The 17,609-nt window shown below is 74.3% G+C and carries 15 protein-coding genes and 1 pseudogene; 9 read left to right on the forward strand and 7 right to left on the reverse strand.

Features of this window, described 5'->3' with window-relative positions; all coding sequences use genetic code 11:
• Positions 1 to 26: 26 nt before the first annotated feature.
• Entirely contained in the window at positions 27 to 1,010 is a 984-nt protein-coding gene (locus tag ACF1BE_RS08115) for an acyl-CoA desaturase (protein ID WP_392198123.1), read from the reverse strand.
• 251 nt (positions 1,011 to 1,261) lie between these two features.
• On the opposite strand from ACF1BE_RS08115, the gene ACF1BE_RS08120 reads away from it, so the two are divergent.
• A complete protein-coding gene (locus ACF1BE_RS08120; protein WP_392198124.1) occupies positions 1,262 to 3,430 on the forward strand; it encodes a hypothetical protein in 2,169 nt (722 codons plus the stop codon).
• A gap of 33 nt (positions 3,431 to 3,463) precedes the next feature.
• Complete coding sequence (locus ACF1BE_RS08125) at positions 3,464 to 3,724, forward strand: hypothetical protein (protein ID WP_392198125.1); 261 nt, start codon at positions 3,464 to 3,466, stop codon at positions 3,722 to 3,724.
• Positions 3,725 to 3,759: 35 nt separating this feature from the next.
• On the opposite strand, the gene ACF1BE_RS08130 is transcribed toward ACF1BE_RS08125, so the two are convergent.
• Complete coding sequence (locus tag ACF1BE_RS08130) at positions 3,760 to 5,379, reverse strand: peroxidase family protein (RefSeq protein WP_392198126.1); 1,620 nt, start codon at positions 5,377 to 5,379, stop codon at positions 3,760 to 3,762.
• 157 nt (positions 5,380 to 5,536) lie between these two features.
• Entirely contained in the window at positions 5,537 to 6,847 is a 1,311-nt protein-coding gene (locus tag ACF1BE_RS08135; RefSeq protein WP_392198127.1) for a cytochrome P450, read from the reverse strand.
• A gap of 128 nt (positions 6,848 to 6,975) precedes the next feature.
• Here ACF1BE_RS08135 and ACF1BE_RS08140 point away from each other — a divergent pair, with 128 nt between their 5' ends.
• The 4 genes and pseudogenes from ACF1BE_RS08140 to ACF1BE_RS08155 form a co-directional block, all read left to right on the forward strand.
• On the forward strand, positions 6,976 to 7,332 hold the full coding sequence (locus ACF1BE_RS08140) for a lysophospholipid acyltransferase family protein (RefSeq protein ID WP_392198128.1): 357 nt from the start codon (positions 6,976 to 6,978) through the stop codon (positions 7,330 to 7,332).
• Between the two features lie 159 nt (positions 7,333 to 7,491).
• Complete coding sequence (locus ACF1BE_RS08145; RefSeq protein ID WP_392198129.1) at positions 7,492 to 7,662, forward strand: hypothetical protein; 171 nt, start codon at positions 7,492 to 7,494, stop codon at positions 7,660 to 7,662.
• 151 nt (positions 7,663 to 7,813) lie between these two features.
• Positions 7,814 to 9,061 (forward strand): beta-ketoacyl-[acyl-carrier-protein] synthase family protein, encoded by a 1,248-nt coding sequence (locus ACF1BE_RS08150; RefSeq protein WP_392198130.1) that lies wholly within the window; start codon positions 7,814 to 7,816, stop codon positions 9,059 to 9,061.
• A 272-nt stretch (positions 9,062 to 9,333) separates the two neighbouring features.
• Positions 9,334 to 9,444, forward strand: a pseudogene (locus ACF1BE_RS08155) (acyl-CoA desaturase); the annotation flags it as partial.
• Positions 9,445 to 10,400: 956 nt separating this feature from the next.
• Here ACF1BE_RS08155 and ACF1BE_RS08160 read toward each other — a convergent pair.
• A complete protein-coding gene (locus ACF1BE_RS08160; RefSeq protein ID WP_392198131.1) occupies positions 10,401 to 11,057 on the reverse strand; it encodes a GNAT family N-acetyltransferase in 657 nt (218 codons plus the stop codon).
• Positions 11,058 to 11,404: 347 nt separating this feature from the next.
• Positions 11,405 to 12,103 carry an ATP-binding protein gene (locus tag ACF1BE_RS08165; RefSeq protein ID WP_392198132.1) on the reverse strand — a complete coding sequence of 233 codons (699 nt, stop codon included), beginning with the start codon at positions 12,101 to 12,103 and terminating at the stop codon, positions 11,405 to 11,407.
• A gap of 309 nt (positions 12,104 to 12,412) precedes the next feature.
• Between ACF1BE_RS08165 and ACF1BE_RS08170 the strand changes: the two genes are divergently transcribed.
• The 3 genes from ACF1BE_RS08170 (at position 12,413) to ACF1BE_RS08180 (ending at position 15,022) form a co-directional block, all read left to right on the forward strand.
• Positions 12,413 to 13,288: a helix-turn-helix domain-containing protein gene (locus ACF1BE_RS08170; RefSeq protein WP_392198133.1), complete on the forward strand. Its 876-nt coding sequence runs from the start codon at positions 12,413 to 12,415 to the stop codon at positions 13,286 to 13,288.
• Positions 13,289 to 13,350: 62 nt separating this feature from the next.
• Positions 13,351 to 14,166, forward strand: a complete 816-nt coding sequence (locus tag ACF1BE_RS08175) for an SAM-dependent methyltransferase (protein WP_392198134.1) — start codon at positions 13,351 to 13,353, stop codon at positions 14,164 to 14,166.
• Positions 14,167 to 14,521: 355 nt separating this feature from the next.
• Positions 14,522 to 15,022: a hypothetical protein gene (locus ACF1BE_RS08180; RefSeq protein ID WP_392198135.1), complete on the forward strand. Its 501-nt coding sequence runs from the start codon at positions 14,522 to 14,524 to the stop codon at positions 15,020 to 15,022.
• Positions 15,023 to 15,090: 68 nt separating this feature from the next.
• Here ACF1BE_RS08180 and ACF1BE_RS08185 read toward each other — a convergent pair whose 3' ends face one another.
• The gene (locus ACF1BE_RS08185; protein ID WP_392198136.1) at positions 15,091 to 16,182 is read right to left on the reverse strand and encodes a glycerophosphodiester phosphodiesterase family protein; all 1,092 of its coding nucleotides are present in this window, start codon (positions 16,180 to 16,182) and stop codon (positions 15,091 to 15,093) included.
• Between the two features lie 147 nt (positions 16,183 to 16,329).
• The gene (locus ACF1BE_RS08190; protein ID WP_392198137.1) at positions 16,330 to 17,478 is read right to left on the reverse strand and encodes a PP2C family protein-serine/threonine phosphatase; all 1,149 of its coding nucleotides are present in this window, start codon (positions 17,476 to 17,478) and stop codon (positions 16,330 to 16,332) included.
• Between the last annotated feature and the right edge of the window lie 131 nt (positions 17,479 to 17,609).

Consider the following 17,609-nt stretch of genomic DNA (forward strand, 5'->3'; position numbering starts at 1 on the left):
CCGGCCCGTCAGCCTCGTCAGCCCCGTCAGCGCCTCCGCGGTGACCGCCGCCCCGCGGCCTCCGTGGTCAGCCGGCCGGTGAGCCGTCGTTCGTCCGGCCAGCGCACGTCGTACGCCCAGCCCCAGCGCTCGAACCGGGCGATGAGCCAGGCCGTGAGATCCGGCTGGCCCGCCAGGCCGCCGTGCCGGGCACTGCCGGGGTCGGCGTGATGGAGGTTGTGCCAGCCCTCGCCGAAGGTCAGCAGCGCCACCCACGGCACGTCCCGGGACTGGTCGCGGGTGCGGTAGTGCCGGGCACCGAAGGCGTGCGCGACGGAGTTGACCGACCAGGTGACATGGTGGACGACGGCGTACCGGACGAGGCTCGCCCAGAAGAACGTGACCAGCGCGCGGTGCCAGTCGTGGGAGACCGCCAGGACCAGAGCGGGCGGCAGGCCGAGGGAGACGGCGATGATCACCGGATAGCAGCGGTCCAGGCGGCGCACGTCCGGGTCGGCGAGCAGATCGGGCGCGTAGCGCGGATGGTGGGAGCGGACGGGCGAGGAGGAGAACCAGCCGACCTGGGCGTGCCACAGTCCCTTGGCCAGAGCCCGCCGGCTGGTGCCGAACGCCCACGGCGAGTGCGGGTCGCCCTCCTGGTCGGCGTACTGGTGGTGGCGGCGGTGTTCGGCCACCCACAGGGTCACCGGGCCCTCCAGGGCGAGGCCGCCCGCGACACCGAGCGCGATCCGCAGCGGCCGTTTCGCCCGGAACGACAGATGGGTGAAGTGCCGGTGGTAGCCGGCGGTGACGCCCATGATGGACAGCGCGTACATCCCGGCGCCGAGGACCGCGTCGTACCAGCGTGGCCCCCAGCCGCCGGCCAGGGCGGCCGGGACCGCCAGCGCCAGGACGGCGAGGGGGCCCACCACGAGGGTGAGCAGGTAGCCGGTGCGCAGCGGGCGGCCCACCGGGACGGTGTCCGGAAGCGGGGACCGCAGGCCCTCCGGGCGTTCGGCGGACGTGGTCACGACACGCCCTCCGCCGCCAGATGGGGGACCGGGGCCGTCGGGGGAGTGCAGGGGGTCATGTGCGGCGATTATGCGGCAGTCGTACGACCTCACGGTCAAGACTCGGCGGGCCGCACGGCACCCGTACGCATCCTCTACCTGGATGGATGAAGGTGCGGGCCCGCTCGCCCTGGCCGACGATGAGGGCGAGGCCGCGCCCGCCGACGCGGCCCCGCCCCTGTCCCCACGTCGTCGAGTCGAGGGAGCGTCGGATGCGAGCGGACGGCACCGCACCCGGACGGCCCGTGCCGGACGGTCAGGACGTCCAGGAACTGCTGCGACGGTGCGCGCGGGAGGTGGTCGACGTCGCCGAGGGCATCCGCGCGGTGTCCGCACGCACCAGTACCGTCCTGTTCTCCCCGGACCTGGCCGCCTCCGCGCGCCGGCGCCCCCGCACCGGCCTCGCCGCCCGCTGGGCACTGCTGCGCGCCCTCACCAACAGGCAGGGCCTGGGCGGCTCGGCCATCACGGCCCCCAAGGGCATGGGCCACGTGCTGGGCGCGGCCGGGGAGGTGCTGGGCCGGGAGAGCCTGGCGGCGCTGGTGGCCGTCGGCTCGCTGCGGCTGAGGATCGCCGCCGTGCTCATCGACCACCCCGAGTTCGAACGCGATCCGGGCATGCGCCGGCTGACGGAGGCCGTCACCGCCGACCGGGACCTGGAATCGGTGCGGGCGCTGCGCGCGCTGTTCCGGGACCAGGGAGCCCAGCGCGCCCTGTCCGGGCTGGCCCCGCTGTTGGCCGAACTCCTGGCCATCCGCGCCCTGCTGGACGAGGACCCGCAGAACGACGAGACCGGCTGGGCGCTGGCCGGTGGCCGTGCGCTGTCCGCCGACCCGCTGCACGGTGTCAGCGCCGCCCGTCTCGCGAACCTGGACAGGGGCGAGGGCGCCGCCGAGGCGGTCGAGCTGACCGACCAGGAGAGACAGGTCATCGCGCCGGAAGGCTCCTTCCTCGGTTTCCTGCGCAACATCGAGATGCTCTCCACCGACGGGCGGATCCTCGTGCAGAACGTGCGCGGCCCGGACGGTGTCGTCCGCTACGTCGTCCAGGCGCCCGGCATGGCACCGGGCCGCCCCCGCAACGACTCCCCGCAGGACTTCGTCGGCGCCTGGCGCAACCTGTTCCTGACGGACTCGCCGTACACCCGCTCGATCCTCCTCGCCCTGGACGACTACGGCATCCCGCGCGGCGCCGACCTCGCGCTGATCGGGCACAGCGAGGGCGGGATCGCCCTGATGAACCTCGCCCAGGACGAGGAGTTCTGCCGCACCTACCGGGTCACCCACGTCGTCGCCGTCGGCTCCCCGATCGACAGCAAGAGACCCGCCGACCCGCGCACCTGGGTCGCCAGCATCACCAACCAGCACGACATCGTGCCCGTCCTCGACGGGCGCGGCGCGGGCTCCGCCTTCGACCCGCACCCCGACTGGTACGAGGTCGACTACATCGGGCCCGGCCACGAGTTCCCGCTCTGCCACATGATCCACGAGTACATCGAGCACCTCAGGACCGTGATCCCCGACGCCCGGGAGCGCATCGACGACGCGCTCGCCCCGTACCGGGGACCCGTCGTGCGTACCCAGGCCTACCAGCTCAAGGACCGCGCCAACCCGCCCGAGGGCTACCCCTTCCTCACCCTGCCCACCGCCTCCGTGCCCACCGCGGCCGGCCCGGTCGACGTACCCGTGCGCTACTACGACTCCTCCGCCGCCCACCTGTGCTTCCCCGTCGACGCCGGTACGGCCCGGAGCCTGCTGCCCGACGTCACCTGGCTGACACCCAGCCGGCTGGGCCGGCGGGCCATGGCGGTGCTCTCGCTGTACGAGCACCGCTGCACCACGATCGGCCCGTACACCGAGATCGTCCTCTCCCTGCTGGTGGACGACCTGTGGCGGCCCAGCCCCTACGACGTCGCCCTGGACCTGCTGCGCCGCGTCGATCTGCGCCGGACCGGCCGCTACGTCCTCTCCATCGCCGTGACCAGCGAGGAGGCCCGGGTCGTCGCGCAGGAGATCTGGGGTCAGCCCGCGCTGCGGGTGACCGCCGAGGCCGACCTGATGGGCCGGGAGATCCGCGCCGGTTCCCCGGACCTCGGCGTCACCGTCGACGGCCGCCTCGGCCGTGGCGTGCCCTGCCCCGAGGCCGACTGGATCCTCTACGGCCGCCGGGGCGAGAGCACGGTCCGTACCCTGGTCCGGGCCCACGGCAGGCTCCGTCTGCACCGCGGCGGCGGGATCGGGCTGCGGCTGGACACCGCGGCGGCCGAGCCCTTCGCCGGGCAGCTGCGCCGGCTCGGTGCCGACACGGCCCGGCCGCTGTTCGTCCTGACCTGCCCCCAGTTCATGCTGCACCGCAGCGCCGGCGCCCTCCTTCCGCGCTGAGCCCCCCGCACACCCGCCGACCGGGAGTACGCCATGGTGACCGAGTCCCCCGGAGTGACGTCGTACGACACCCGACTCCTCGACCGCGCCGCTACGCTGCGGTCGGACGCCGAGCTGATGGAGGAGTACGCGCGGCGGCTGCGGGCCACCGCCGCCACGCTCGGTGACTGTCCGGCGGCACCGGAGTGGAGCCGTCCCACCCTGGAGCAGCAGGCCGCCGCCTGCATCACGGCGGCGCAGCAACTGCGCACCGCCGCAGCAGCGTTGCTCGCGCACGTCCGAGCCGGAGACTGAACGCGCCCGGCACCCGTGAGGCGGCCCCGGCCGGCTCAGCGGGCCGGGGGCCGGACGTCCGCCGCGCTCCTGCCGAGCGACACGAGGTGACGCGTCCTGTCCTCAGGCAGGTTGCGGTGCACCAGGTCGGAGAAGCAGCGCGTCTCGCGGACGATCCGCAGGCCCTCCGGGGAGAAGGTGTCGGGCGTGAACAGGCGTGGCGCCAGCAGCGGGTTGTTCAGCGCCTCGGAGAACGCGTCGACGGAGATGACGCGTTCGAGCAGCCGCCCGAAGATGGCACCGGGTTCCGGCTCCTCGGCGAACAGCCCGACGTACAGGTCGATCGCGTCGACGTCGCCGTACACGTCGAGCAGCGCCTCCTGGATCCGCGGGTCGCCGGAGATCTGCCGCGGGTCGGTGACCCGGGGGAAGCCGTAGTAGGAGCGGTAGTCGTTGTACGAGGCCAGCCGCAGGTCGCGGCCCACGGCGACGCTGTGCGCCTCCAGCGGCAGGAGCAGCTCGTCGGTGTTGAACAGCCCCACCTGGCCCGCGGGTTGCCGGGACAGGTCCTCGAACAGCGGGCCGAGGCCCCGGTCCAGGACCAGCTGCCCGTTGGCGACGGTCCGCTCCAGCGGCACCTCGCGGCCGCCGAGACGGTACGTGGACGGGACGAGGCTGTGCCAGCGGTAGACCAGGCTGAACTCGATCGTCGCCCAGTTCTCGCGGTGCCACACCCCGCGGTCGGTGCGGACGGGATCGAGGACGAACGCGAAGTGGTACGGCGTGATGTGGTTGATGTACTCCTCCAGCATCACCCGGATCATCATCACGATCAGGGTGTTGCGGGTGGTCTGGAAGACGCGTTCGTCGTCCCAGTCCGGATGCGCGTCGGCGAGTACGCCGGCGACCCGGTTGTGCTCGCGCAGGAAGAGGACGTTCATCGCCATCGGCCCGATGTGCGCGTGCGCGCGTTCCCCGCCCCACGCGAACAGCGTGTCCACGTACGTCTCCGGCACCTCCTCGAACCGGACGGGTCTGATCGCCCGGAACTCCTCCGTGATCCGCCCGCCCTCGCACAGGGCGGGCGGGAACTCGGCCCCGCCGATGATCCGGCTCTTCATCCGGCCGCCCTCGAAGGTGCGCAGGCAGGCGGTGACCTCCTCGCGGTCGCCGTACAGCTGGGACATGTCCAGGGTGTGCGGCGAGTCGGTGCGGCGCGGGTCGCCGGTGGCGGCGTGGCCGCGCAGGAAGCCGTCGGTGAACCACTGCGCGAACGCCGGCAGCAGCGCGGTGGACCGGGTGCAGCAGCGGCCCTCGCCCTCCCGCCGGAACAGCTCGGCGACCTTCTCGGGCGCGGGCAGGTCCTTCGGCACCGAGGCCACCGGCGGCAGGTGCCGGCCCACCCAGGAGCGGTCGGTCAGGGAGTCCCAGGAGGTGTACGGGGCCTTGGTGCTCAGCGGGTTGGGACGCGGCGGCGCCTTGAGCACGGCCAGGTCGGTGAGGGTGGAGTTGAGCCTGCGGTGCAGCCACCTGCTGCGCTGGGCGGCCTGCCAGGCCGGGCCGAAATGAGTCAGCAGATGGGTCTCGAAGCGGTTGCGCACGCCGTCGCGGGACCTGTCCCTGACCCCGGTCCGCGGCACGGTCCGGGCCCGGGCTGAGCGAGACGTGACGGTCATGGGTCGTCCTCCGGTCGGTCGCGGGTCGCATGCCCGTGTGCGGATCCTGGTGTCGGCTCGCGGTCTCGTGTCCCGGTGTGCAGGTCCTGTGTGAGGCCGTGATGCCGTGTTCCGGTGTGCGGGTCCGGTCGGCTGTTCGTGGTGCCGTGTCCCGGTGTCAGGCCGTGGTGCCGTGTCCCGGTGCCAGGTCCTGGCTCACGGCGGTGCGCCCGGACCGCACCCGGTAGTGCTGCGGGAACGGGGTGCCCGCGTAGTCCAGGGCGCGCTCACCGCCGGGCAGCGGGCGGACACCGGGGCGCAGCAGCACGCGCCGTACCAGTTCCGGCACGATCACCTGCGCCGCGTACCGGCCGACGCAGTCGTGGGCGCCGTGACCGAGGACCAGGTTGTGCGCGGGCGGGCGTCCGGGCCGGAACTCGGCAGGCGCGTCCACGACCTCCTCGTCGAACATCGCCGACGCGAAACAGGCCAGCACCACGCTCTTGGCGGGGATCACCGTCTGCCGAGGCGTGCCCGCGGCCAGCACGTGCCCGCGCACACACAACCGGGGTGTGACCGGCACGAACGGGTGGAAGCGCAGTGCCTCCCACACATAGGCGTCGAAGCGGGCCGCATCGCCCGCGCCCGCCGCCCGCTCCGCCTCGGCCAGCACGCCGGGACGCACGGCGAGTTCCTTCAGCGCGGTGGCGGTGCACTGGGTGGCGTTCTGCTGGAAGCCCGACAGATAGCCGACGAGGTTGGCGTTGACCCGCTCGTCGTCGAAGCCGTACTCGGCGGGCAGCCGGGTGCGCAGCATCCGGCCGAGGACGTCGTCGGCGCCCTCCCCGGGGTCCTCGGCCCGGCGGCGCTTGATCAACTCGGCGACGTGGTCGTGCAGTTCGCGGCCGGCGGCCACACCGGACGCGTGGACCTCCGGGTCGCGGCCGGGGTTCACGGCGAACGCCCACTGCATCCGGCGGGTGCAGGAGTGCAGCGTCTCCTCGTCGATGCCGGCGAAGCCCAGATAGGCGGCGGCGACCCGGGCGGCGGCCACGCGTGCGTAGTCCTGGACGAGGTCGAAGGTGTCCGCGTCACCGGCGGTCGCCTCGTCCAGCACCGCGTCGGCGATCCGCGCGGTCAGCTCCCGTACCCGCGGCGCGTCCTCGGCGGCCAGCATCACCTGCCCGTACCCGCGCTCGCGCCAGTGCACGTCGCCGCCGTCCCTGGCGAGGATGAACGGTGCTCCGAGCACGTCCTCCAGCGCCGGTCCGAACACCCCCACGGTGAAGGTACCGGGCGCCGACAGCACCTCCAGGACGTCGGGGTGCCGGGTGACGAACACGCCGACGGGCGTGCTGAACACCGGCCGGTGCGCCCGCAGCTCGGCGAAGAGGGCCGCCTTGCCGGTCGCCATGGCCTCCCGCAGCAGGGCCACCCGCTGCGGAACGTCGTCCTCCGCGATCGCGTCGTACGCGGCGAGAAAGTCCATGGCGGCCATTCAGCCACCGGCCGGCGGCCACCGCACCCCGGACAGGCATTCGGGGCAGCGCGGCGCGCACGCCGGCGCCACCCCCGTCATGATCGTCCCAGGGGCCCTACGGCGGAGAGGAGCGCCCGATGCTGTCCGCATGGGCCGGGGCCCTGGTGCCCGTCTTCAGCGACACGACCGTGAGCGGCGCCGGCCACCTGGCGCAGCCGCCCGGCACCGGCTACGTCCTCGCCGCCAACCACACCTCCTTCTTCGACCCGGTTCTCCTCATCGGCACCCTGCACCGGCTCGGCCCGCACCCCGCCGTTCTGGCCACCGCCGGACTGCGGCGGATCCCGCTGCTGGGCCCGGCCCTCACCCGGGAGGGCTACGTGCCGGTGCACCGGGGCGGCCGCCGCGCCCCGGACGCCCTGCGGCACGCCGCCGACGCCCTCACCGCGGGCCGCGGCGTGCTGATCCACCCCGAGGGCGGCCTGCCCCGCTAGCGTGCCGCGCACGACCGCCCGCCCGGACGGCTGAAGTCCGGTGTCGTCCGGCTCGCCCTGTCCACCGGCGCCCCCGTCATCCCCGTCGGGCTCGCGGGCGCCCGCCGCGTCGCCTCCGGCGGCCGCGCCAAACAGCTCGCGGGCTGGGCGACCGCCCCCGTGCGCCGCCCCCGCGTCCACGTGCACATCGGCCCTCCCGTCCGGCTGGACACGTCCGACCGGCCCCTGGACGACCTGGAGACCGCGCTCGCCCGCGCCTGGGCCGGCGCGGTCCACGCCCTGGACGGAAGGGCCGGCAGGGCCGGCGCACCCGGCGGGAAGGGCCGGTAACCCGCCCGGCGGCACTGAACCTGCAGCGACCCGCGCCCGCGTCGACCGGCCCGACCCGATTCGCGCATCCGGGTGGTAGCGGCCCCGATGCTGGGCCGATCGAGTTGCCGTGGCCCGCAACAGCCCTTCGCCGCACGGATAATCACGCCTCATGCAGCAGGTCAGAGCAGGCGTACGACGGGCCCCGGTCGCGGTCACCGGGCTGGGCCTCGTCACCCCGGCGGGCATCGGCAAGGACGCGGCCTGGACGGGCCTGTGCGCCGGGCAGTCCACCGCCGCGGCCGACCCCGGACTGGACGGGCTGCCCGTGGCCTTCTCCTGCCAGGTGCCCGGCCTGGACGCGGCCGGCCTGCTCGGGCACCGGCTCGCCCGCCGGCTCGACCGGTTCACGACCTTCGCGCTGCTCGCCGCCCGCGAAGCCGTCGCCGACGCCCGGCTCGGCCCGGACGGCTGGGACGGGGCCCGCGTCGGCGTGGTGATGGGAGTCGGCACCGGGTCCATGCAGGGCTGGCAGGCCGAGTTCGACCGGCTCGCCGACCACACCCCCCAGCGCGTCTCCCCGCTCGCGCTGCCCCGCAGCGTGCCCAACATGGCCGCCGCCGAGATCGCCCTGGACCTCGGCGCGCTCGGCCCCAACATGGTCGTCAGCACCGCCTGCGCCTCCGGCACCAGCGCGATCGGCCTCGCCCGGGACTGGCTGCTGTCCGGCCGGTGCGACGTCGTCCTCGCCGGCGGCAGCGAGTCGGCCCGGCTGCGGATGACCGCCGCCTGCTTCGCCCAGATGCGCGCCCTCTCGCGCCGCTCCGCCGCCCCGCACGCCGCCTCCCGCCCCTTCGAGCGCGACCGTGACGGCTTCGTCCTCGGCGAGGGTGCAGCCGTCCTCGTCCTGGAACGCACCGAGGACGCCCGCGCCCGGGGCGTACGGCCCACGGCGCTGCTCGCCGGGTTCGGAGCCTCCTGCGACGCCCACCACTTCATCGCCCCCCACCCCGACGGCGAGGGCGCCGCGCGCGCCGTGAGCGGCGCCCTCGCCGATGCCGGCCTGGCCCCCGAGGACATCGACCACGTCAACGCGCACGGCACCGCCACCCCGCAGGGCGACGCAGCCGAGCACAACGCGCTGCACCGGGTCTTCCACCGGCCCCCGCCCGTCACCGCCGTCAAGGGCACCATCGGGCACGCCATCGGCGGGGCCGGAGCCATCGAGGCGGCCTGCACCGTCCTCACCCTGCGCCACCAGCTGATCCCGCCCACCGCCAACCTGGACACCCTCGACCCGTCGCTGGACCTGGACGTCGTCGCCAAGGCACCCCGTGCGCACCGCATACGAGCCGCCGTCAGCAACTCCTTCGGCTTCGGCGGCCAGAACGCCGTCCTCGCCTTCATCGCCGTCGGCTAGGGTCTTTCGTTCGGATCGGGCCGGATCAGGGAGCGGGTCCTGGTGCCGTGCATCGCAAGGCGGAGGAGGGCGCCGTGGCGGCGCCATGGCAACCGACGACAACGCGGCGAGGCGCGGCACCAGGACCCGCGAGCCCGGCATGATCCGAACGAGAGGGCCCAGGCCGCCGCCCCGGCCGAGAAAGGTCGCCATGTCACCGGAGATCTCCGACTCCCCGCTGCCGGCGACCGGCGGCCGGTCCTGCCCCAGCGGCGCACATGGTCAGCGGACTGGGCATCAACCTCCGCTTCCACCGGCACGTCACCCACGACTCGTTCAAGGCCGGACGGCCGCTGCGCGTCCTCCTCGCCCTGCCCGGCGGCCTCGCCGTGCAGGGGCCCCTCCGCACCGGGCGCGTCGGTGAGCGGCCGTACGAAGAGGCTGTGGGTGGCCTCCTCCGTGAAACCGTTACGCCGCATCAGCACGGCGGAGGCGGTGTTACGGCGCTCGACGTCCGTGACCACGCACGCCGCGCCGGCCACGGCCAGCAGCGCACAGCACCCTTCACCAGCCGGTAGGCCACCCGCTGGTGCCCGGGGTCGACGGCGATCCACTCCGGGTAGCCCCAGTCGGCGCCCCGGCGGCCCGGTCACCGTCGAGCAGCACCAGACAGCTGGGTCCGCCGAGTCCAGATGCCGCGCGACGGCCGACAGCGGCCAGCCGGTGTAGGGCATGGCATCGGTGTCGTACACAAGGTGACCGAGATCCAGAACGCCGGCCAGGTGCTCGAACCCGAGCGGCCGGAGCACCAGTTCGGCGAGGGCGGGAGCGGTGGGCGCGTCAAGGGACACCGGGCCGGTGTGCGGGGCGGGTTGCGCTGCCGGTGCGGCGGGAGGCGGCGGGGTGTGAGCCGGCCTGGCGTTGGGGGCGTCGGCCACGGGATTCCCTTCGCGGGGCGGCATTTCGCAGCGTAGGTCTGCTTCGACAGCCAGGCGCTACGGCCAGAGCGGGGCCGTTCCGGCCAACGGGACCGTCCGCCCGTCCCGGCCGGATTCGGGCCGTCCCCTTCCATGCCGGCCGGATGAGGCCGCCCGCTTCCGCGCCGGCGCCGGGACCGCCCGTCCGTCCCGGCCGCTGCGCGCGGCTTCGATGCCGGCCCGTGCCGGTCGGCGGGGCTGTCCGTGCGTCTGGGCCGGGTGGGAGCCGTTCGCTTTGGTTCCGGTCGGTGGGGCGGTCCGCCCGTCCCCGACCGGTGGGGCCGCCCCCGTCCACGCTGGCCGACGGGCTTGCCCGTCCTCGGCCGGCGCCGGGACGGCCCGTCCGTCCCGGCCGCTTCGCGCGGACCCGGGCCGGCCCGTGGTCAGTGGCAGCGGGCGGCCGTCGGTGTGTCGTGTCGGTGCCAGACGCTGGTGATCACGCGGCCGTCCGGGAGCGTGTGGCGGGGCGGGCCCTCGTCCGGGACGAAGCCGGCGCGGGCCAGGGCGCGGCGGCTCGCGGTGTTCCCGGTCTCCGCCCCGGCCCGTACCGTGGCCAGCCCGACATGACTGTGGGCCAGTTCGGCGCCCGCGCGGAACAGCTCCGCCCCCAGCCCCTGGCCGCGGCAGCCCGGCGCCAGCCAGCCGCCCATCTCGCCCGTCCGGTGCTCCAGTTCGAGCGCACCGGCGTAACTGAGGTCGGACCTGCGCACGCACACCAGCAGAAGGGGGTCGTCCGGGCCGGGTGCGTACGGCTCGGCCAGGCCGCGGGGGATCCGGCGGCCGTCGTCCCCGGCCGGCCGCCACGCCAGCAGGGCCCGGCGGGTGTCGGGGCCGGGTACCACCTCGTCCGCCTGGGTGCCGAGCCACCGCTGCGCCTCGGCGTCCGCGCTCGCGGCGAGTGCCGCGACCACGTCCAGCCGGGTCCGGGGCGTGAACAGCAGCAGGCGCTCGGTGGCCAGGACGTGCCGGCCGGGCGCGCACCGTCCCGGCACGGGCAGTCCGCGGGTGGCCGGGCCCCGGCGGAACAGCGACCAGACCATGGAACCCCCGGTGCGACGGCACACACGGCGGAACCGGACCCCGTACGGGCCACGCGCCGCCGCGGGTGCGGACGATCCGCACCGGCGGTGAATCTAGCGGGTCGGGGGAGGGATGCCGTGCTGGTGGGGTGTGTTGCGGGCCGCAGGCGGTGGCGGTGGCGGTGGCGGTGTCTGTGCGGAGCGGGGCGTGGCTCAGCCGGGCTGTTCCTGGGAGCCGGGCCTCGGGCGGGTGCGGGTCCAGGACGGGTCGGCGGCCGGGACGGGGGCGGGGATGGGGGCGGTGTGGTGCATCGGGGTCCTTCGGACGAGTGGGGACGGTCCGCGGGCGTGTGTGGGGGGTGTGGGGGTCAGGCGCGGCCGGACGGCAGGTCCGCCCAGACGACGCGGGCGCGCCGGCCGGGGACCGCCGTCACTCCCCAGTCGTGGCTCAGCGTGCCGACCAGGAGGAGGCCGCGCCCGTGCGGGTCGTCGGGACCGGGACGGCGGACCGCCGGCAGGGCCGGGCCGCCGGCCTGGTCCTCGACCTCGATCCGTACCCGGTCCGCCGCGGCGAGCAGCCGGCAGCCGATCCACTCACCGGCCGCGTGTACGAGGGCGTTCGTGACCAGCTCGGAGACCACCAGGACCACGTCGTCCCGGGCGTCCTCCGGCACGCCCCAGGCGGTCAGCAGGTCCCGTACGACGTGGCGGGCGGTGCCCACGGCCGCCGGCACGGCCGGCAGATCGAAGGCGGCGGTGCCGCGGTGGGCCGGTGCCTGCGGATCGCAGGCGGCGGTGGCGGGGAGGGGGGCCCCGGAGGCGAGCCGGTCGGGGCCGTCGGGCCCGGGGAGTCGACCGGGGCGCTCGCCCCCGGGGCCGGGGATGCCGGCCGGGGCGGGCAGCCGGCACAGGGACTGCCCGCCGTCCGGTATCCGGCAGGGGGGTGCCTCGGTGTCCGCCGCCCGGTGCTCGGGCGGTGCCGCGGACAGGAGCAACGGCGCCTGATGCCAGGGAAGCCGGCCCGGTCCGCGGTCGTCGGACGGTCGGGGGAGGGAGGGCGGAGCCATCGCCGTGCGCCTTTCGTGGCCTCGCTTGCCGGGGGTGTGTCACCGTCGGCCCGGCCACGGAGCGGTGGGCGGCACACCGCCTCCCTGAAGGCCGTGGTGCGGCCCGTCTCCCCCAAGCCGGCCGCGCCGCCCGCTCCTTGGTCGACCGGAGGGGTGGGGCCACTCTGGCACCTGCCAACGACACCCCGCAACCAGCAAGTTGAAATTTGCAAGTGGCCAAGTGCATGCTGCATCCGTCAGAACGTGATCGAATGGGCAGGAAGACCGATCACGGACGACAGTGATCCGGGCACCGACGAGGGGGTGGGCGTGACCGCGGAGACCGACTGGGGCGGCGCCCCTTCCGTGCTGCGCATGATTCTCGGCCGACAGCTGGAGGAACTGCGTACCCGGGCCGGACTCGGCTACGCCGAGGCGGGGGCGGCGATCGGGGTGAGCCACTCCACGATCCGCCGCATGGAGGCGGCGAAGGTGGCCCGGCTGCGGCTGGCGGACGCCGAGAAGCTCCTCCAGGTCTACGGGGTCACCGACCAGGAGGAGATCGACACCTTCCTCCAGTCCGTGCGCGAGGCCAACAAGCGCGGCTGGTGGCACACCTACCGCGATGTCATGCCCGACTGGTTCGCCGCCTACCTGAGCCTGGAACAGGCGGCCCACCAGATCCGTGTGTACGAGAACCAGTTCGTGCACGACCTGCTCCAGACCCGGGACTACGCGCGCGCCCTGCTCGCCGCGGCCAACCCGCACGCGTCCGCCGAGGCCACCGAACACCGGGTCGCGCTGCGCATGCGCCGCCAGGAGCTGCTCGCCCGGCCGGCACCACCGCGGCTGTGGGTGGTGATGGACGAGACCGTGCTGCGCTGGCCGGTCGGCGGCCCCGAGGTGATGCGCGCGCAGATCGACCACCTCATCGAGGTCAGCCGGCTGCCCCAGGTCACCGTGCAGCTCATGCCGTTCCGCAACGGACACCATCCCGCGCTGCGGGCCGGTGCCTTCCACCTGTTCCGCTTCCGGGCCCGCGAACTGCCCGACGTCGCCTACCTCAGCGGACTCGTCGGGGCGACCTACCTCGACAAGGCCGAGGACGTAGTGGTGTACCGGGAGGCCCTGGACCGGCTGGGCGCACAGGCCGCGCCCCCGCGGACGACCGAGGCCCTGCTCGGCGCGCTGCGCAAGGAACTGTGATCCGACCCGTGACGAGATTCCCCGCCCCCCGCAGATCCACCGACCGAATGGGAGACACGGCGTTGCCCGACAACGGATGGCCTGCCGACCGGATCGACACCGAGAACGCCCACTCGGCCCGGATCTACGACTACATACTCGGCGGCAAGGACTACTACCCCGCCGACCAGGAGGCCGGTGACGCCATGTCCCGGGAGTGGCCCGCGCTCCCGGTGCACATGCGTGCCAACCGCGACTTCATGACCCGTGCCGTGCGCTGGCTCGCCGAGGAGGCGGGCGTGCGCCAGTTCCTGGACGTCGGCACCGGCATCCCCACCTCGCCCAACCTGCACGAGATCGCCCAGGCCGTGGCCCCCGGGTCCCGGGTCGTGTACGCCGACAACGACCCGATCGTCCTCACCCTCTCCCAGGGCCTGCTCGTGAGCGCCCCGGAGGGCCGGACCTCGTACATCGAGGCCGACTTCCGTGACCCGTCGGCCATCCTGGACGCCCCCGAGCTGCGCGAGACCCTGGACCTGAGCAGGCCGGTCGCCCTCACCGTCATCGCGATCGTCCACTTCATGCTGGACGAGGACGACGCGGTCGGTGTCGTCCGCCGGCTGCTGGAGCCGCTGCCGTCCGGCAGTTACCTGGCGATGTCCATCGGCACCGCCGAGTTCGCGCCCGAGGAGGTGGGCCGCGTCGCCCGCGAGTACGCGGCCCGCAACATGCCGATGCGGCTGCGCACCCTCGAAGAGGCACAGGCGTTCTTCGAGGGCCTGGAACTGGTCGAACCGGGCATCGTCCAGGTGCACAAGTGGCACCCCGACGGCACCGGCGAGAAGGGCATCCGGGACGAGGACATCGCGATGTACGGCGCGGTAGCCCGCAAGCCGTGACAGACCCGGGGCCGGGGTCCGACCCACCTCCCGGACCCCGGCCCCGCTCCGCCCGCACGACGGGCCGGGCGGGCGCCCGGCCGACACCGTGAGCCCCCCCGCACGCCACCCGCGTCACCCGGCACGCGCCGACCGCCGCCCTGTCTGCCGCCGCCGCGCCGACCGCCGCCCTGTCTGCCGCCGCGCCGACCGTCCCCGGCGCGGTCGCGGTCGCCCTCCGGCGGGCCGGTGGGGCCGCGGGAGATGACCGAAACCGACGGGTGAGCGGCGGAACCGGACGGCGGGAAAAGAGGTCTTAAGGTCCGTCGACGGCCGGGATCGATCCGGTCGCGAAGAATCCGGGGGAAAGAGACACATGTCCATCCGCAGCCGTAAGACCCTCCTCACCGCCGTGGCGCTCACCGCCGGCCTCACCCTGGCCGCTGTGACGCCCGCACTCGCGGGGGCGAGCGCCGGCCACACCGCCCGTGCCGCCGCCGTGTCGTCCGTACAGGGCGACCCGCGCAGCGCCACCCAGCACGTGGCCGACTTCTACGGCGCCTACATCGACGCCGTCTGGGCCACCGACGACCCCACGGCCACCGCGAGCGCGAAGGCCCTGCGCGGTTTCCACCTCTCCGCCGCGGCCAAGAAGGCGGTCGCCGCCTACGAGAAGAAGGAGCACGCCGACGGCATCCTGTTCGCGCAGAACGTGCCGCTGAAGTGGAAGGTGGCCTACACCGGTTCGGGCGCCGGCCACGCCACCAGCCGGGTCACCCTCACCTGGAGTGGCGGGGCGCACCCCACGGTCAGCCGGATCGACGTCCAGTCGGACCTGAAGACCCTGAAGATCACCGGCCTGAAGCCGGTCGGCTGACCGGCGGCACCGGGCGTGCGGCCCCGCCCCGCCCCATTCGGGGCGGGCTCCACGCCCACCGCACCGGGTCAGCCGCGACCGTGCGGGAAGAAGGGCCGCGGCAGCGGCATGCCACGAGCGGCCATGATCTGCCGGACCCGGTCCGGGTAGTCGGTGATGATGCCGTCGACCCCCAGGTCCATCAGCGCCATCACCGTCGCCGGGTCGTCACAGGTCCACGGGACCACCTTCAGTCCGCGGGCGTGCGCCCCCGTGACCATCGCCGCGTCGGTGTAGAACCGGAATCCTGGGTCGCCGACCTTTCCGGTCTGCGGGAAGCCGTAGTTGGGCGACAGGGTCGTGACGCCGGGAAGGGTCGCCGCCGCCCGGACGAAGTCCCCGCCGTAGTCGTCCGCGTCGATCCCGCCCAGCCACGGGGACGCGCCCGGTTCGCCGACCTCCAGGAAGTCGTGATTGGTCAGCGCCACCAGCGGCCACCTCGGCGCCAGCCGGTGCATCACCCGCAGCGCGCCCCAGTCGAAGGACTGGACGGTGGCCTGACGCTCGATGCCCGAGCGGTGGATCTCCTCGTACACGCTGCGGACGAACACCTCGCGCGGCGCGGTCTGTTCGGGTGCGCCGGCCTCCACCTTGGTCTCGATGTTCAGCGTGACCTGCCGTGCGTGGTAGCGCTTCACCAGGTCGAGGACGTCCCTCAGCTCCACCATCCGGAAGCCCTTGACGACCTCCTGCCCGGGGAAGCCCGGCAACTGCCGGTAGCCGCAGTCCAGCGTGCGGACCTGGGCCAGCGTCAGGTCCTTGACGTACTTGCCGACGTACGGGTACATCGGGTCGCCGGGCGCGATCGGGCCGGTGTCCCGGCACTTGACGCCGCTGACCTGCCGGTCGTGATCGACCACGACCCTCAGGTCCCGGGTCACCTGGGTGTCCAGCTCCAGGGTGGACACGCCCAGCCGCATCGCCTTGCCGAAGCCCTCCAGGGACTCCTCGGTCGTCAGACCGAGGCCGCCACGGTGAGCCTGGAGGTCGAAGCGCCCCGCCAAAGGATCGCCCGGCAGGGCCCGCGCGGCCACCGGGGACAGCAGCGCCGGCACGAGGGCCAGACCGGCGAGCAGACGCCCTACGGGCAGGCGTCGTACGGGCAGGCGTCGTAAGGGCATCGGGAACCTCACTGCGGTCGGGACGCACACACGGTGTCCGCCGTCGGTCACGGGGCGAAGCGCGCGCCGCGGATTCTCGCAACACCGGGGCGGGCGGACCACCCCCTCGGGACGAACGCCGGCGCAAGGGGAGTTGAACGCGGGCCCTCAGCCGTGCCGGGCCGTGCCGCCGCCGTGGCCGTGGGGCCGGCGGCGTTCGACGGGCGTGCGGTGCAGGGCGATGAGCGCGGCGTCGTCACCGAGGCGCCCGCCGGCATGGGCGAGCAGATCACGCCGCAGATGGTGCATCAGTGCCTCGGGGCTGACATCGGTCCAGCGCGCGACCCGGTCGGCGAGGGGATAGAACCGGCCACGGTCGTCCCGCGCCTCCACGACCCCGTCGGTGTACAGCAACAGGGTGTCGCCCGGCTCGAAGGAGAAGACGTCCAGCGTGTACTCGTCACCGGCGTGCACCCCGAGCGGCGGCGACGGGTGCAGGCCCGGGACCGTGACGACGTGACCGGGGCTCAGCAGCAGCGGCGGCGGGTGGCCGCAGCTGGTCATCCGGGTCACCGGGTCCCGGTCCGGGATCTCCACGAGCAGTGCGGTGGCGAACCGTTCGCCGGCCTCGTCCGGAGGGTCGAGCTCGGCCGCGTAGCGGGTGACGCTCTGGTCCAGGGCGCCGGCCAGTTCGGCCAGCGGGAGGTGCCGGTGGGCGCTCTCCCGGAAGGCACCGAGCAGCAGGGCCGCTTCCCCGATGGCGGACAGGCCCTTGCCGCGGACGTCACCGATCAGGACGCGGACCGCGCCGCCGGACCGGGTCGTCGCGTACAGGTCTCCGCCGATCTGTGCCTCGTCCTCCGCGGCCAGGTACAGCGAGGCGATCCGCAGCGGGCCGATCTGCTCGGGCAGCGGCCACATCAGGACGTGCTGCGCGGCCTCGGCGACCGTGCGGACCTGGGCCAGCTGGGCCTGCCGCCGCTCGCGCAGGGCGCTGTAGAGAACCGTGAGCACCACGAGGATCGTGAGGGTGATGATCTGCACGATGTGGTTCGTGGTGCCGAGCCCGCCGTGGGTGATGCCGATGACGATCTGGGCGGCCACCGCGAGCGCCCCGATGCCGGCGGTGGTCCGGGGCCCGGCGAAGGAAGGGGTGAGCGCGGGCGCGATCACCAGCGCGGGCCCGAGGTGTACGTCGTCGGGGGCCCGCATGTCCACCAGCGTGATCACCACGATGAGCGCGACCGGGAGCAGCAGCAGTGCGTGGACCGACTGCCACGGTCGCCGCGGACCCGCGCGCCCGAGCCGGGATGCCATGCCTACCAGCGTGCTCCCGGGCCGTTCGGGCGGCCACCCGCCACCGGGCGAGCGGACCGGGCGGACACCGGTCACCTCTTCCTCGGGCAGTTCCTCGCCGCGGAGACCCCGGTGCTCGCGGCGGAGGGCTG

Source organism: Streptomyces sp. NPDC014991 (assembly GCF_043080665.1).
GTDB lineage: Bacteria > Actinomycetota > Actinomycetes > Streptomycetales > Streptomycetaceae > Streptomyces.